Below are 14690 nucleotides of genomic sequence, written 5' to 3'. Positions count from 1 at the left end.
ATCGGTCCCCTCTCCCTCTGGGAGAGGGCCAGGGTGAGGGTCCGCCTTTCAACGCCCACCTGACCAGTGGCCAATTGCTAACCATTCCCACCTCTGCCACAATCGCGAACAATTCGCGTTAGTTAACATTTCCCAATCGGTGATGTCCGGTGTCGTCAGTCCCAAGCCCTCACAGTGAGCTCGTCGGTGCGCTGTATCGCGACCATCGCGGTTGGCTGCTGGCATGGCTGCGGCGCAATGTGGCGTGCCCGCAGCGCGCCGAGGATCTGAGCCAGGACACCTTCGTCCGTCTGCTCGGTCGCGACGACATGCTCACACCCCGCGAGCCACGCGCCTTTCTGGTGGCGATCGCCAAAGGCCTGCTGTTCGACTACTTCCGTCGCGCGGCGCTGGAACAGGCCTACCTCACCGAGCTGATGCTGATCCCCGAAGACGAACAACCGTCGGTGGAAGAACAGCAAATGATCCTCGAAGACCTCAAAGCCATTGATCGCTTGCTCGGCAAACTGTCGACCAAGGCCCGCGCTGCCTTCCTTTATAACCGCCTCGACGGCCTCAGCCATGCCGAGATCGCCGGGAAACTCGGCGTCTCGGTACCGCGCGTGCGTCAGTACCTGGCGCAAGGCATTCGTCAGTGCTACATCGCCCTGTACGGTGAGCCGACGTGAGCCCGGCCAGCTCCAGACCGGTGCCGGCGCATGTGCTGGACGCGGCGATTGCCTGGCAACTGACCCTCGACTCGAGCAGTCCGCTGGAGCGCGAGGAGTTCGCCAAATGGCATGCGGCCCATGAAGAACATGCCCGTGCCTGGCGGCAATTGGGCATGCTCGATCAGCGTTTCAGCGTGGCCAAAGGGCCGGCGCGCAGTGCCTTGCTGCAATCACGCGAGGGCATTCGCCGGCGGGTACGCAAGCTTGGCACCGGGCTGGCCAGCGTCGTGGTGTTTGTCGGTGTGGCGCTGTTTGCCAGTGAACGCTTTCTGCCACTGGATTACTGGCTCGCCGATCAGCGCACCGCAACCGGTGAGCAGCGCACCGTGCGCCTGGCTGACGGCACCGTGCTGAATCTCAACACCCACAGTGCGGTGGATGTGCGGTTCGATGACAAGCGCCGGTTGATCGTGTTGCAGGAAGGCGAAATTCTTGTCGAAACCGGCCACGGCGATGCGCGCCCCTTCATCGTTGAAACCCGCGAAGGCAGCATGCGCGCCTTGGGTACGCGATTTTTGGTCAAGCGTGAAGACGACGGCACGCGCCTGAGCGTGTTGCAGTCTGCGGTTGCGGCGCACCCGCAATCCAGCCCTGAAGAACAAATCCTCCATGAAGGCCAGCAAGTGCTGCTGCGCAGTGACGGGCTGGGCTCGATTGTCGCGCTCAATCCCGGTGCCGATGCCTGGACGCGCGGCATGCTGGTGGTGGATAACGCGCGCCTGAGCGATCTTGTACATGAACTGGGGCGTTATCGTCGCGGGCACCTAGGTGTGGCGCCGGAAGTGGCGGACCTGCGGATTACCGGCAGCTTTCCGCTGCATGACACCGATAAGGCTCTGAGCGCGCTGCTGCCGACCCTGCCGGTGCAGATCGAGCGGCATACGCCGTATTGGGTCACTGTCGCGAAGGCCGATGTCAAGCCTGAGTAGTGTGGTGCCTGACAAATTGCCTTCGCGAGCAAGCTCGCTCCCACAGGGAAACGCATTCCAATGTGGGAGCGAGCTTGCTCGCGAAAGGGCCATTCGACGCGCGATACAAGTCCGCTCAAACGCGTCAATCAGCGGCATTCAAACTTTAATCGAAATTATTTCCATCCAGCCCTATCACTTTTTGCTTTTCATCCGGCACACAGGCAATTGAGAAATATTTCCATTCAGGAGCCGCCGTATGTCCCGTTCGCTAGACACCTTGTTGCGCCCCAGTCTGCTGGCCGTCGCCATCGCGCTCAGCGCGCCGCTGATCAGCAGTCCGTTGCTTGCCGCTGAACAGGCGTCCAGCGTGCGCGCCTACAATCTGCCGGCGGCACCACTGTCGACTACCCTGAACCAGATCGCCAGCCAGGGCGGTATCGCGCTGTCGCTGAATCCGTCGCTGGCGGCAGGCAAGACCTCGGCGCCGGTCAACGGCCAGTACGATGCAGCCGGTGCCTTGCGCGCAGCCTTGCGTGGCACCGGTCTGCAACTGGAGCACAGCAGCACCGGCACTTACACCCTCGTGGCCGTGCCGGAAGGAACGTTGGCCTTGCCGGAAACTTCGGTCATCGGCGTGGAAAACTTCGAAAGCGCCTGGGGCCCGGTCGAAGGCTACACCGCCACCCGCACCGCTGCCGGCAGCAAGACCGACACCGCGCTGGTCGAAGCACCGCGTTCGATCTCCGTCGCGACTCGCCAGCAAATGGACGACCGCAGCGTGCACAGCCTCGATGACGCGGTGCGCTATATGCCGGGCATCACCGCCAGCAGCTACGGCAGCGACACTCGCGCCGACTGGCTGCGTGTGCGCGGTTTCGAACCGACCCAGTTCCTCGATGGCCTGCCCCTCCCGAAAGGCGTGTACGCCAACCCGAAACAGGAAACCTGGAACCTCGATCGCCTCGCCCTGCTACGCGGTCCGGCCTCCTCGGTTTACGGCCAGACCCCGCCGGGCGGCCTGCTGGACATGGTCAGCCGTCGTCCGAGTGCTGAAGCCAGCCACGAAATCCAGCTGCAATACGGCAGCGACAATCACCGCCAGATCAACTTTGCCAGCACCGGCAAGATCGATGACGCTGGCCAGTTTCTCTATGGCCTCAGCGGTGTGGTGCGCGACAGCGGCACGCAGGTCGATCACGTCGACAACAAGCGCTACAACATCGCGCCGAGCCTGACCTGGAACATCGACGACGACACCAAATTCACCCTACTGAGCCAGTTCACCCGCGACGATACCGGCATCACCAGCCAGTTCCTGCCGGTGCAGGGCACCAAGATCAAGTCGCCGTTCGGTGATATTTCCCACCACAAGAACCTGGGTGATCCGGACTGGGAATATTACGATCGCACCTACTACGCGCTGGGCTATGCCTTCGAACATCGTCTGAACGATGTCTGGCAGTTCAGGCAGAACCTGCGTTACACCAAGTCGGATCTGTCGTTCCAGTCGCTGACGCCGGGGTCGTACCCATTCACCGAAGTCGATGCGCAAGGCAATGTCGGACGCACCAGCGTCGAAGAAGACATCAGCCAGTTCGCCGTGGACAACAACTTCCAGGCCGACTTCGCCACCGGCGACATCCGCCACACCCTGCTGCTGGGCCTTGATCACCAGCGCAGCAATACCAACTACACCTCGATCTTCGGTGACGGCTTGCCCACCAACGTGATCACCCCGATCTACGGTCAGCCGATCGTGCGTCCGGCGCGCTCCACGGCGTTTTACGATTACGACCAGAAGACCTACCAGACCGGCCTGTACATCCAGGATCAGATGGCCTTTAACCAGTGGCGCCTGACCCTCGGCGGCCGTGAAGACTGGGTGCACACCAGCACGAAATTCATCAACAAGGGCGATGCCACCAACACCCAGCGTGACAAAGCGTTCAGCGGCAACGCCGCACTCAGCTACGTGTTCGACAACGGTTTCGTGCCGTACCTGTCGTACGCCGAATCCTTCCAGCCGACCACGGGGGCCGACGCCACTTCGACCGGCTCGCTCAAACCGACCGAAGGCAAGCAGTGGGAGCTGGGCATCAAGTACCAGCCACCGGGCAGCAAAACCCTGCTGACCGCCGCGGTCTATGACCTCACCCAGAAGAACGTTTCGGTCAACACCTTCGTCAACAACGTGTCGATCACCAGCCAGACTGGCGAAGTGAAAGTCAAAGGCCTGGAGCTGGAAGCGGTTTCCGACATCACCGACAACCTCAAAGTCATCGCTGCCTATACCCTGGCCAAATCCGAAGTGCAGAATGGCGTCGACAAGGGCAATCGCTTGCAATTGATGCCGAACCAGCAAGCCTCGCTGTGGAGCGACTACACCTGGCACGCCGGCGTGCTCGACGGCTTCGGCATTGGCGGTGGCGTGCGTTACACCGGCAACACCTACGGCGACAAGGCCAACACCTGGCTGGGCAAGGCTGACGCCTACATCGTGTTCGACGCGAGCGTGCATTACGACCTCGGCCGCCTGGACAACAGCCTCAAAGGCGCGTCGCTGGCCGTCAACGCAACCAACCTGTTCGACAAGGACTACATTTCCACCTGCGACAGCTTTTACTGCTACTACGGCGACACGCGCAGTGTCGTCGCCAGCGCCACTTACAAGTGGTAAGCGGCTGAGCTGAAACAGGCCCTGTAACCAGGCCGTCCCTCGTGGACGGCTTCGGTGTTTTTGAAGGTCATGAAATGAAAAGTAAAACAATCCGCCGCTGGTCGTTCGTTCATACCTGGACCAGCCTGGTCTGCACCGTGTTTTTGCTGATGCTGGCCCTGACCGGTTTGCCGCTGATCTTTCATCATGAGATCGAGCACCTGCTCGGCGATGCACCCGAAGTGCGCGAGATGCCCGCCGATACGCCACGACTGAATCTGGCGCAACTGGTCGAGGCCGCCGAAAAACATCGCCCCGATGACGTCGTGCAGTACTTCGGTTTCGATGACGATGAGCCGAACGCCGTGCTGACGATCATGGCGAAAACCGCCGGCACCGAACCGAACTCCTCGCACACGTTCATGCTCGATGCGCGGACCGGGGAAGCACTGGAAACCCCGTCGGCCAACGGTGGTTTGATGCTGTTCATCCTGCGTCTGCACGTCGACATGTTCGCCGGGCTGCCGGGCAAATTACTGCTGGCGTTCATGGGGCTGCTGTTTGTCGTGGCCATCGTATCCGGGACGGTGCTGTACCTGCCGTTCATGCGCCGTCTGAAGTTCGGCACGGTGCGCCAGGACAAGTCGACACGGCTGCGCTGGCTCGACCTGCATAACCTGATCGGCGTCGTCACCCTGACCTGGGCGCTGGTGGTCGGCGTGACCGGCGTGATCAGCGCCTGCGCCGATCTGTTGATCGCGGCGTGGCGCAACGATGCCTTGAACACCTTGATCGCGCCGTATCGCGATGCTCCGCCGCTGACGCACCTGGCGCCGGCCACGCGTTTGCTCGAGATTGCTGGCGAAGTGGCACCGGAGATGAAACCGGACTTCATTGCCTTCCCCGGCACGCGGTTTTCCAGCGAACACCATTACTCGGTGTTCATGAAGGGCGGCACGCACCTGACCTCGCATCTGCTGACGCCGGTGCTGATCGATGCCACCACGCTGCAGGTCACTGCGGTGGCCGAACGGCCGTGGTACATGGACGCCATGGGTATGTCGCAACCGCTGCACTTCGGTGATTACGGCGGCATGCCGATGAAAATCCTCTGGGCCACGCTGGATGTGTTGACCATCATCGTCCTCGCCAGTGGCGTGTACTTGTGGGTGGTGCGGCGTAAAGCGGCAAAACCTGCGCTGGAAACAGCGGAGGCATCTGCATGAAGCCGCGTCAGTCGAATTTCTGGAAGGTGTTCAGCACGCCGATCGTGATTGCGCTGCTCAGTGCGGCAGGGCTGTTTGCGGCGTTGTTGGGGGATGGCGTTTGGGATGCGTTGAGCTGGGTCGGGCTGGGTGTCCCGGCATTTCTGGCGATCAGGGGATTGTTGCTGCGCGGGTGAAGTCTGCGCTGCCTGACATGGCCCCTTCGCGAGCAAGCTCGCTCCCACAGGGGAACGCATTCCAAATGTGGGAGCGAGCTTGCTCGCGAAGGCGGCAATAAATACACCATCAATTCCTCGCCAGCCTCGCCGCATCTGGCTAGGCTAACCTCCTGCTCTTCGACGATCACCGAGGTTTGCCAATGTCCGCCCCCAGCATGACCCTGTACCACAACCCGCTCTCCCCGTTCGTGCGCAAAGTGATGGTGTTGCTGCACGAGACCGGTCAGCAGGATCGCGTGGCCTTGCAAGACTGCGTACTCAGTCCGGTCAGCCCGAGCACCGAACTCAATGCTGACAACCCGCTGGGCAAGATTCCCGCCCTGCGCCTGGCCGATGGCAACGTCATCCATGACAGCCGTGTGATCCTCGAATACCTCGATCAACAACACGTCGGCAACCCGCTGATTCCGCGCGAAGGTGCGGCCCGCTGGCGCCGACTGACCCTGGCCTCGATGGCCGACGGGATCATGGATGCGTCGGTGATGGTGCGTTATGAGCTGGCTTTGCGCGCGCCGGAAAAGCATTGGGACGAATGGCTCGATGCCCAGCGCGACAAGATCCGCCGCGCCCTCGCCGTGCTGGAGCGCGACGCGATTGCCGAGCTGACCAGCCACTTCGACGTCGCGGCGATCAGCGTGGCGTGTGCGCTGGGTTACCTCGACCTGCGCTTCCCGGACCTGGGCTGGCGGGATGCCAACCCGCAACTGGCCAACTGGTTTTTTGAAGTGAGTCAGCGACCGTCCATGATCGCCACAATGCCCAAGCCTTAAGTCGGCGGCGCCTGTTCCGGCCTTTTCGCGAGCAAGCCCGCTCCCACAGTTGATTTGTGTTGTTCATGCCATGGTTGCAGCAACAAAAATCCAATGTGGGAGCGGGCTTGCTCGCGAATGCACCACCTCGGTTCCGATGGCAGCGCTGCAAAAATCAGCGTCACCAAAACCTCCAGCTCCCGCTGATCTTCACGCAATCCCACCCGGCTCATTGCATCGCCTCCACATCAAACTCCAACGGCCTGGCCGATTTCTGCCCGATCCCGTACCAATCCAGTTTGCGCGTCAGCACCATGAACATGCCGAGCAGGCCGAACAGCAACAACGAGCCCATCAACAACGCGTAATCCTCAGCGCTCAGCAATCCATAGAGCAGGCCATACAACGCCGCCAGCCCCGCCGAAAAACTCAAACCGTGACGTACGCTGCGCAGCACATGGCAGACATAAAACCCGATCAACACCACACAAGCGCTGGCCGACAACAAATACGCCAGGGCAAAACCGATGTGCTCCGACAGCGACAGCAGCAACAGATAAAAGAACGCCAGCGCCACCCCGACCAACGCGTATTGCACCGGGTGCACGGCCAGACTCTTGAGCACTTCGAAGAGGAAGAAACCGGCGAACGTCAGGACGATGAACAGCAGCGCATATTTGATCGCCCGGTCACTCTTCAGGTACTGATCCACCGGATCGATGAAGCTCACACCGAAGCTGCGACCGTTGAATGCCTCGCAGTCATTGCTGCTCACGCAACGGCTCATGGCGTCTTGCAGGTTGGTGGAGAAGAACGTGGTCTGCCAATCGGCGCTGAAGCCTTGATCGTTGATTTCACGCTTGCCCGGCAGGAAGTTGCCGACAAAGCTTGGATGCGGCCAGTTGACGGTGAGGCTGACACTGCTGGACTTGCCCACCGGCAACACTTGCAATGAACCGGTGCCTTGCAGACGGAGGTCGAAAGCAAAGCTCAGCTCGGTGGTTTTACTGGTGTCGAGCAGCGGCAGCGCGACCCGCACACCTTCACCGAGCCAGCCGACTTGCGTACCGGGAACGAAGTCCAGACGCTGGCCATCGAGCTCCAGTTTCAGCGCATTTTCGATGCCGCGAATGTCGCTGATACCGACCGCGAGAAACGCTGCATCGAACTGGTAATCGGTGAAATCTTCCTTGATGCCCAATTGCGCCGGCAATGAGAAATGGCCGTTGATGCGGTTGTCGGCGTGGAACAGCCGCGCTTCATAAATGCCCCGCGCACGCAGTTCGGTTTGCACCTGACCGTCGAGTTCGAAACGCTCCGGCAGGAAGTACAAACGGCCGCGTTCTTCGCTCGGCTCGTCGTAACGCTGGTTGGTTTTGTCGTTGGTTTTCCAGTTGTGAATCACTTTGCGATACGGCACTACCATCACCGGGCCGCTGAGTTGCTGGCTGTAGCTGGAACTGCGGGCGATGTCTTCCAGCACGCCGTCGCGCAGCTGTTGGCGTTCGTCGATGACGCCGTCAATCATCAGTAGTGGGATAAGCAACAGCAGGATCAGCAAGGCGATGGCGCCGAGCTTTATCGTCAGATTCTTGTTCATGGGACTCTCCCTGTTTGGATGGGCAGAGTCTGGTGTTGCTGTATGAGGGGAATGTGGGGGGATTATGGAGATTGTGTGGAGACTGTTCAGGCCCCTTCGCGAGCAAGCTCGCTCCCACATTGGATCTGCGTCGTTCACAAATCCCCTGTGGGAGCGAGCTTGCTCGCGAAGGCAACGACTCGATATCAAGGCAAGCGCAATATCACTTCAACACCGTTCTCGACATTGCGAATATGCATAGACCCACCATGCAACTTGACCACTTCTTCAACGAAGTTAAGCCCCAACCCCGTGCTTTTGCGCCCACTGTCCGGACGCGGCAACGAGTAGAAGCGCTCAGTCAAACGCGGTAAGGCATAATCGGGAATCGCCGCCGTCTCATTGAACAAGCGGAATTCGATCTGCTCGCCAACCCGCTCGGCACTGAACCGCAGCAGCCCCTCAAACGGGGTGAAATCCAGCGCATTTTCCAGCAGATTACCCAACGCCTGACGCAGCAAAAACGGCTCGCCAATCAACAGCAGATCCGCTGCAATCGCCTGTTCGACCCGCAACTGCTTGCTTTCAACCCGCGCGGCCTGCCCTTGTAACAACTGATCAACCAGCGCTGCCAACGGCACGGCGACCCGCTCTTCAAGGCCCTGTCGCTGTTCCACCTGCGCCAGATTGAGCAAGCGTTCGATCAACTGCTGCATTCGCGCACTTTCGCTGTCGATGTTGCCGACAAACCGCAAGCGCTGAACCGGCGGCATGTCACCTTGCAGCAACTCCGCGGCGCCACGAATCGCCGCCAGCGGACTTTTCAGTTCATGGGTCAGTGTGTGCACATAACGCTCGACGTAGGCCTTGCCTTCCAGTTGCGTGCGCATCTGTTCCACGGCGGTCGCCAGTTGTTCCAGTTCACCGCCACGGTAATGCGGCACTTCCACCCGCCGGCCTTCGCTCACCGCTTGGGCGTAACCGGTCAAACGGTGCAATGCGCGGCTCAGCCACCACGACAGCAATGCGCCAAAGAGCAAACCGAGTCCGATCAAACCCGCGCCGTAAAACAGCAGGCGCCGCTCGGTGCGATCCACGTAAGGCTGTAAAGAGCTGTTGGGTTTGGCCACGGTGACCACGCCGATAATCTGCCCGTTGTCGCGGATCGGTGCGCCGACGTGCATGACTGAAGATGTTGGGTCATCCGGATCACTGCGACTGGAGCGCGCACCGTACTCGCCACGCAAGGTCAGGTAGACGTCGTTCCAGCGCGAATAATCCTGACCGACCGCGACGCCACTGGAATCGAGCACGACGATGCCTTTCGCGTCGGTGACGTAAATGCGGTGGTTGACCTGATTTTTCGGTAAGCCCCAAATGCTCGCTTGCGGCTGCCGCTCGCCATAAGCGCGCAGCAACTCCGGCCAGCGGTTCTCGCTGAGGGTGCCAGCCTTGAAATCGTCACGGAGGATTTCCGCCATCAGGTTAGCGGTATCGACCAGGGTTTCTTCGGTGGACTGGCGCACGCCGGGGCGGATCTCTTCCATCACCGTGTTGAGCACAAAATAGCCGGTCAGGCCGACAAACAGCACATACACCAGAAAGATCCGCAGCCCCAGCGACATCAGCTGTGCCCCGGGCTGTAGCTGTACCCGAGGCCGCGATGGGTCTGGATCGGCTCGGCGTCGGCGCGCACCAGCCGCAACTTGGCGCGCACGCTTTTGATATGGCTGTCGATGCTGCGCTCGTAGCCGGCGTCGGCGGCGACCCCCAGCGTATCGAGCAATTGCTCGCGACTGAACACCCGCTCGGGTTGCTCAAGCAGGCATTGCAGCAGGCGGAATTCGTGGCGGGTCAGGCTTAAGGTCTGGCCGCGATAAATGATTTGAATCCGTTCTGGATCGACACGGAACAGCGCGGAATTGGCTTCAATGGCCGGACGCGGTGCCATGCGCTTGAGGATGGCCTTGACCCGCGCCGCGACCTCGCGCGGGCTGAACGGCTTGACCACGTAGTCGTCGGCGCCGATCTCCAGGCCCACCACGCGATCGATCTCGGCATCGCGGGCGCTGAGGAACAGCACCGGCACTTCGCTGAAGCGCCGCAGCTGTTTGCAGGTCTCGAAACCGCTGATGTCCGGCAGGCCGATGTCGAGGATGATCAGATCGGCCGGGGTCTGCCGCTGATGCTCCAGCGCCAGAGCGCCCAGGTTCAGCCACGTGGTGGTGAAGCCTTCGCCCTGCAAGGCAAAAATCAGCGTGTCGGCAATCGCCGCTTCGTCTTCGACAATCAGGATATGAGGCATGGCGTCCGAGCCCGTAGGTTAAGTGCGCGAACGGTGCCCCAAGCCTGACCTTACGTCAATGAGACCACTTGGCTCAGCAGTCCGGCTTGTCCGCCGTAAAGCGCCGCGCCGGGTTAACGGCAGCGCCGAACTCGCGCAAGGCCTTGGCACCGATCAGCAGCGGGTAATTGAAGTTGCTGCGGTCGGTCAGGTTGACCTCGACGGTACGCTTGACGTTGCCCAGACACAGCTCCAGGTCGACCACCGGGCGCTTGGCGACTTCGGTGCTTTCGCCCTCATCCTCTTCGTCCGAACGGCTCTTGATCTTGCTGATCCGCGCGACCTTGTGTTCGTAGACCTTGTTGCTGGCGTCTTTGGTGGCGAGGCGGAACCGCACCCATTCATCGCCATCGCGGGTGAAGGTTTCAATGTCTTTGGCCGACAGCGAGGCGGTCAGTGCGCCGGTGTCCATCTTGGCCTTGAGCACTTCACCGCCGATTTCCGGCAGCGCGATGTACTCATAGCGCCCGTACAGGGTCGGCTCGGCGGCCATGACCGGCAGGGCGACGAGGGCAAACAGTGCAAGGAGGGATTTCACGTAAGGGGCTTCCTTGGAAAATGAGGGCGGCGACTGGGATTTTAGACACCCATTGATTCATTCGTTCGCCTTGAAATTGCTTTCGCGAGCAGGCTCGCTCCCACAGGGTTTTGTGTTGAGCACACATTTTCAATACGCCTGAATCCAGTGTGGGAGCGAGCCTGCTCGCGAAGAGGCCAGCACATTCAACACAACGCTTGAGCAAAGCATACCCAGCCAAAGGTGAAACATTCGTCACCGCCGATTTGGCCTGCTGCGCGAAGCTGCTTATCATGGCGCGCCCATCCGTTTTCAAAGAGTTGCCTATGCGCCGCCTGCTCACCGGCTGTTTCGTCACCCTGTTGTTGCTGCTCAACACCCTGATCCTGATCGGGCCGTTGATGGTGTTCGCCCTGCTCAAACTGGTTGCGCCAGGCCGCTGGCGCGACTACGCGTCGTGGGCGGTGATGTGGATCGCCGAGACCTGGGCTGAGATCGACAAACTGATTTTCCGTCTGTGCATTCCCACCCAGTGGGATATTCGCGGCGGCGATGACCTGCGCGGTGACACCTCGTATCTGGTGGTCAGCAACCACCAGTCATGGGTCGACATTCCGGCGCTGATCCAGACGCTCAACCGGCGCACGCCGTTCTTCAAATTCTTTCTCAAGAAAGAACTGATCTGGGTGCCGTTTCTGGGGCTGGCGTGGTGGGCGCTGGATTATCCGTTCATGAAGCGCTACACCAAAGCCTTTCTGGCCAGGCATCCGGAACTGGCCGGCAAGGATCTGGAAATCACCCGACAGGCCTGCGAGCTGTTCAAACGCCAGCCGGTGACCGTGGTGAATTATCTGGAAGGCACGCGCTACACCGCGGCGAAAAGCGCCCAGCAGCAATCACCGTTCCAGCACTTGCTCAAGCCCAAGGCAGGCGGCGTGGCGTTCGTGTTGGCGGCGATGGGTGAGCAGCTGGATGCGATTCTCGACGTCACTGTGGTTTATCCACAGGAGAGAATTCCGGGTTTCTGGGATTTGATCAGCGGCAACGTGCCGCGCGTGATCGTCGACATCAAGACCCGCGAACTCGACCCGGCGCTGTGGCAGGGCGATTACGAAAATGATCCGGCGTTTCGCGCGAAGGTCCAGAGCTGGGTCAACCAGCTCTGGACCGAGAAGGATCAGCGCATCGCCGAACTGCGCAGCGAGCGGCGCTGAATCAGCTACCGGTGCTGGCGCCCCAGATGCTGCCCAGGCTGCTCAGCAGCGAACCGCCGACGCCCTGCTGACCGAGATATTGCAGGAGCACCGGGGCAAACTGGCCGATCATGCCGCTGTCCATGCCCAGTGCGCTGAAGGCATTGTTCAGGTCATTGGTGTCCTTGACGTTGCCCAGCGCATTTTCCAGCCCGGCAGACTTGCCGGACGAACCGAGCAACGCGCCCAGCGCCGCCAGATTGCCGCTACCGCCGGACAACTTGTCGATGCCCGGCACTTCCTTGGCCAGTTGCGAGTAGTCGGTGCTGCTCAATTGATTCTTCGCCAGCCCGAGCATCGCACTGGTGCCGCCAACGGCTTGCTCCGGCGTGACATCCAGCGCACTCAGGGCACTCAACAAACCGGCGGTCTCCGAGGTCGGCGCCGCAGCGGCCGCCTTATCGCCACCCTGCATCCCCGAAACCGCACCGGCCACGTCATTCAGACTGAAACCGGCAAACACCGGCCCGGCGGCCAGGGTCAGGAGCGATGCCAAGGCAAAACCGCGTGAAATCTTCATTCAGACATCCTCTTGCGCTGTGAAAACCACCCGCAGAATGGGCAGTGAAACTGCCGGTTTGACCGGGTATCCGCCGGCATGTTCCGGCGCGGCGCATCCATTTTCATCCGGCCTGCGTATATAAAACGTGAAATCCCGGACACCCCCGCGATGAATGGCACAACCGCTGTCGCTGAACTAGCCTGCGAACAGTCCGAGCCCAGCCCTCGTCGCCCGGCCTTTGCCTGGAGTTGAATGAGGCGCAGAAAGCCTTGATCGGTAAACCGATTGCGCTGGCGGTAAGTCTTGAGCCTAAAGGTGGTTCACCGACCGGGCAGCCGACGGGGCCGGTTCTGTATCAGGGGGTCTTGGCGGCGCTGTAAAGCAAAGCCCCTCACCCTAGCCCTCTCCCAGAGGTAGAGGGGACTGACCGTGGGATATTGACGTAATACGCCGACGTGAAAGACTTGCGTTGAATCCATAGTCGACTCGATCTTTCAGGTCGATGTAGGACGCAAGACACCTCGGTCGGCCCCCTCTCCCTCAGGGAGAGGGCTGGGCGGGCGGCGTTCCGATGAGGGTAGCTTTTGACCTTGCCCCCCAACAAAAAACGGCGACCCTGAGGTCGCCGTTTTGTATTGCGCTTAAGCCTTACGCCGCACTAAACAACTTATGCGGATCAATCACAAACTTCTTCGGCACGCCCGCATCGAACTCGCCGTAACCTTCCGGCGCCTGATCAAGGCTGATCACTTGCACGCCCACCACTTCTGCAATGTTGATGCGATCCCACATGATCGCTTGCATCAACTGGCGGTTGTACTTCATCACTGGCGTCTGACCAGTGTGGAAGCTGTGCGACTTGGCCCAGCCCAGACCGAAGCGAATGCTCAGGCTGCCCATTTTCGCGGCGGCGTCGACGGCGCCCGGATCTTCGGTGACGTACAGGCCCGGAATACCGATCTTGCCGGCAACCCGCACCACGCCCATCAATGAGTTGAGCACGGTAGCGGGCGCCTCGGCTTTCACGCCGTCGTGGCCGTGGCCGCGGGCTTCGAAACCGACGCAGTCCACCGCGCAATCCACTTCCGGTTCGCCCAGCAGTGCAGCGATCTGTTCGTGCAGCGGCGTGTCCTTGGACAGGTCGACCACTTCAAAACCCTGCGCCTTGGCATGAGCCAGGCGGATGGTGTTGACGTCACCGACGATCACCACCGCAGCACCGAGCAGACGCGCCGAAGCTGCAGCCGCCAGACCGACCGGGCCAGCGCCGGCGATGTAAACCGAGCTGCCCGGGCCAACGCCCGCCGTCACCGCGCCGTGATAACCGGTCGGGAGGATGTCGGAGAGGCAAGTCAGGTCGCGGATTTTCTCCATGGCCTTGTCGCGATCCGGCAGTTTCAGCAGGTTGAAGTCGGCGTACGGCACCAGCACGTATTCGGCCTGTCCACCGGTCCAGTCGCCCATGTCGACGTACCCGTAAGCGCCGCCGGCACGAGCCGGGTTGACGGTCAGGCAGACGCCGGTGTGTTGCTCTTTGCAGGAACGGCAGCGCCCGCAAGCCACGTTGAACGGTACGGAAACCAGGTCACCGATTTTCAGGTTTTCGACGTCGGAGCCTTTTTCGATCACCTCGCCGGTGATCTCGTGGCCCAGCACCAGACCGGTCTGCGCCGTGGTACGGCCACGCACCATGTGTTGGTCGGAGCCGCAGATATTGGTGGAAACCACTTTGAGAATGACCCCGTGCTCGATCTTGCGACCGCGCGGGTCCTGCATTTTCGGATAGTCGATTTTTTGTACTTCGACCTTGCCAGCGCCGAGATACACCACACCACGATTGCCAGACATGCTTTCACCTCGCTGTTGTTTTTATGGAACTGCGTTGCCCCGGTTGGGCAGCGCGTTAAGTGCTCGGGTTATTGCTTGTTGGTTTTGCGTTGTCAGTTATGGCCTCTTCGCGAGCAAGCCCGCTCCCACAGGGGATTTGGGTTGAAACAAAGATCTCTGTCACACCTGAGATCGAAC

General features: G+C 60.7%; 13 protein-coding genes and 1 pseudogene. 8 read left to right on the top strand and 6 right to left on the bottom strand.

Annotated features, from left to right (window positions below; all coding sequences use genetic code 11):
• Positions 1–149 precede the first annotated feature (149 nt).
• The 6 genes from ACM6IV_RS15765 (at position 150) to ACM6IV_RS15740 (ending at position 6491) form a co-directional block, all read left to right on the top strand.
• Entirely contained in the window at positions 150–668 is a 519-nt protein-coding gene (locus ACM6IV_RS15765; RefSeq protein ID WP_414870688.1) for an RNA polymerase sigma factor, read from the top strand.
• On the top strand, positions 665–1639 hold the full coding sequence (locus ACM6IV_RS15760) for a FecR domain-containing protein (protein ID WP_414870687.1): 975 nt from the start codon (positions 665–667) through the stop codon (positions 1637–1639). The genes ACM6IV_RS15765 and ACM6IV_RS15760 overlap by 4 nt, the downstream gene beginning before the upstream one ends.
• Positions 1640–1877: 238 nt before the next feature.
• Entirely contained in the window at positions 1878–4298 is a 2421-nt protein-coding gene (locus ACM6IV_RS15755) for a TonB-dependent siderophore receptor (RefSeq protein WP_414870686.1), read from the top strand.
• Between the two features lie 74 nt (positions 4299–4372).
• On the top strand, positions 4373–5503 hold the full coding sequence (locus ACM6IV_RS15750) for a PepSY-associated TM helix domain-containing protein (protein WP_414870685.1): 1131 nt from the start codon (positions 4373–4375) through the stop codon (positions 5501–5503).
• On the top strand, positions 5500–5679 hold the full coding sequence (locus ACM6IV_RS15745) for a hypothetical protein (protein ID WP_122604348.1): 180 nt from the start codon (positions 5500–5502) through the stop codon (positions 5677–5679). The genes ACM6IV_RS15750 and ACM6IV_RS15745 overlap by 4 nt, the downstream gene beginning before the upstream one ends.
• Before the next feature lie 182 nt (positions 5680–5861).
• On the top strand, positions 5862–6491 hold the full coding sequence (locus tag ACM6IV_RS15740; protein WP_414870684.1) for a glutathione S-transferase: 630 nt from the start codon (positions 5862–5864) through the stop codon (positions 6489–6491).
• Between the two features lie 208 nt (positions 6492–6699).
• Here ACM6IV_RS15740 and creD read toward each other — a convergent pair whose 3' ends face one another.
• The 4 genes from creD to ACM6IV_RS15720 all read right to left on the bottom strand — a co-directional run bounded on the left by creD (position 6700) and on the right by ACM6IV_RS15720 (position 10931).
• Positions 6700–8070, bottom strand: coding sequence for a cell envelope integrity protein CreD (gene creD, locus ACM6IV_RS15735; protein ID WP_414870683.1), 1371 nt, complete (start codon positions 8068–8070; stop codon positions 6700–6702).
• Between the two features lie 185 nt (positions 8071–8255).
• Positions 8256–9674: a two-component system sensor histidine kinase CreC gene (gene creC / locus ACM6IV_RS15730; protein WP_414870682.1), complete on the bottom strand. Its 1419-nt coding sequence runs from the start codon at positions 9672–9674 to the stop codon at positions 8256–8258.
• A complete protein-coding gene (gene creB / locus ACM6IV_RS15725; protein WP_414870681.1) occupies positions 9674–10354 on the bottom strand; it encodes a two-component system response regulator CreB in 681 nt (226 codons plus the stop codon). Before creB ends, creC begins: the two co-directional genes overlap by 1 nt.
• Before the next feature lie 73 nt (positions 10355–10427).
• Positions 10428–10931 carry an ATP-dependent zinc protease gene (locus ACM6IV_RS15720; RefSeq protein WP_095050277.1) on the bottom strand — a complete coding sequence of 168 codons (504 nt, stop codon included), beginning with the start codon at positions 10929–10931 and terminating at the stop codon, positions 10428–10430.
• Positions 10932–11236: 305 nt separating this feature from the next.
• Between ACM6IV_RS15720 and ACM6IV_RS15715 the strand changes: the two genes are divergently transcribed.
• Positions 11237–12124 (top strand): acyltransferase, encoded by an 888-nt coding sequence (locus ACM6IV_RS15715; protein ID WP_414870680.1) that lies wholly within the window; start codon positions 11237–11239, stop codon positions 12122–12124.
• Position 12125: 1 nt separating this feature from the next.
• Here the strand turns inward: ACM6IV_RS15715 and ACM6IV_RS15710 are convergent, their stop codons facing one another.
• The gene (locus tag ACM6IV_RS15710) at positions 12126–12683 is read right to left on the bottom strand and encodes a DUF2780 domain-containing protein (RefSeq protein WP_414870679.1); all 558 of its coding nucleotides are present in this window, start codon (positions 12681–12683) and stop codon (positions 12126–12128) included.
• Positions 12684–12907: 224 nt separating this feature from the next.
• Between ACM6IV_RS15710 and ACM6IV_RS15705 the strand changes: the two are divergent.
• Positions 12908–13045 (top strand): annotated as a pseudogene (locus ACM6IV_RS15705) (anti-sigma factor); the annotation flags it as partial.
• Between the two features lie 268 nt (positions 13046–13313).
• On the opposite strand, the gene fdhA reads toward ACM6IV_RS15705, so the two are convergent.
• Positions 13314–14513 (bottom strand): formaldehyde dehydrogenase, glutathione-independent, encoded by a 1200-nt coding sequence (gene fdhA / locus ACM6IV_RS15700; RefSeq protein WP_016772834.1) that lies wholly within the window; start codon positions 14511–14513, stop codon positions 13314–13316.
• Positions 14514–14690 lie beyond the last annotated feature (177 nt).

The organism is Pseudomonas sp. IT-347P, assembly GCF_949768005.1.
Lineage (GTDB): Bacteria > Pseudomonadota > Gammaproteobacteria > Pseudomonadales > Pseudomonadaceae > Aquipseudomonas.
This window is presented reverse-complemented; position numbering and strand designations above follow the sequence as displayed.

What these genes read in the sequence shown, in the direction of transcription:
- ACM6IV_RS15755 (WP_414870686.1), top strand. Translation starts at nt 1,878, where the DNA reads ATGTCCCGTTCGCTAGACACCTTGTTGCGCCCCAGTCTGCTGGCCGTC.
- ACM6IV_RS15750 (WP_414870685.1), top strand. Translation starts at nt 4,373, where the DNA reads ATGAAAAGTAAAACAATCCGCCGCTGGTCGTTCGTTCATACCTGGACC.
- ACM6IV_RS15745 (WP_122604348.1), top strand. Translation starts at nt 5,500, where the DNA reads ATGAAGCCGCGTCAGTCGAATTTCTGGAAGGTGTTCAGCACGCCGATC.
- ACM6IV_RS15740 (WP_414870684.1), top strand. Translation starts at nt 5,862, where the DNA reads ATGTCCGCCCCCAGCATGACCCTGTACCACAACCCGCTCTCCCCGTTC.
- creD (WP_414870683.1), bottom strand. Translation starts at nt 8,070, where the DNA reads ATGAACAAGAATCTGACGATAAAGCTCGGCGCCATCGCCTTGCTGATC.
- creC (WP_414870682.1), bottom strand. Translation starts at nt 9,674, where the DNA reads ATGTCGCTGGGGCTGCGGATCTTTCTGGTGTATGTGCTGTTTGTCGGC.
- creB (WP_414870681.1), bottom strand. Translation starts at nt 10,354, where the DNA reads ATGCCTCATATCCTGATTGTCGAAGACGAAGCGGCGATTGCCGACACG.
- ACM6IV_RS15715 (WP_414870680.1), top strand. Translation starts at nt 11,237, where the DNA reads ATGCGCCGCCTGCTCACCGGCTGTTTCGTCACCCTGTTGTTGCTGCTC.
- ACM6IV_RS15710 (WP_414870679.1), bottom strand. Translation starts at nt 12,683, where the DNA reads ATGAAGATTTCACGCGGTTTTGCCTTGGCATCGCTCCTGACCCTGGCC.
- fdhA (WP_016772834.1), bottom strand. Translation starts at nt 14,513, where the DNA reads ATGTCTGGCAATCGTGGTGTGGTGTATCTCGGCGCTGGCAAGGTCGAA.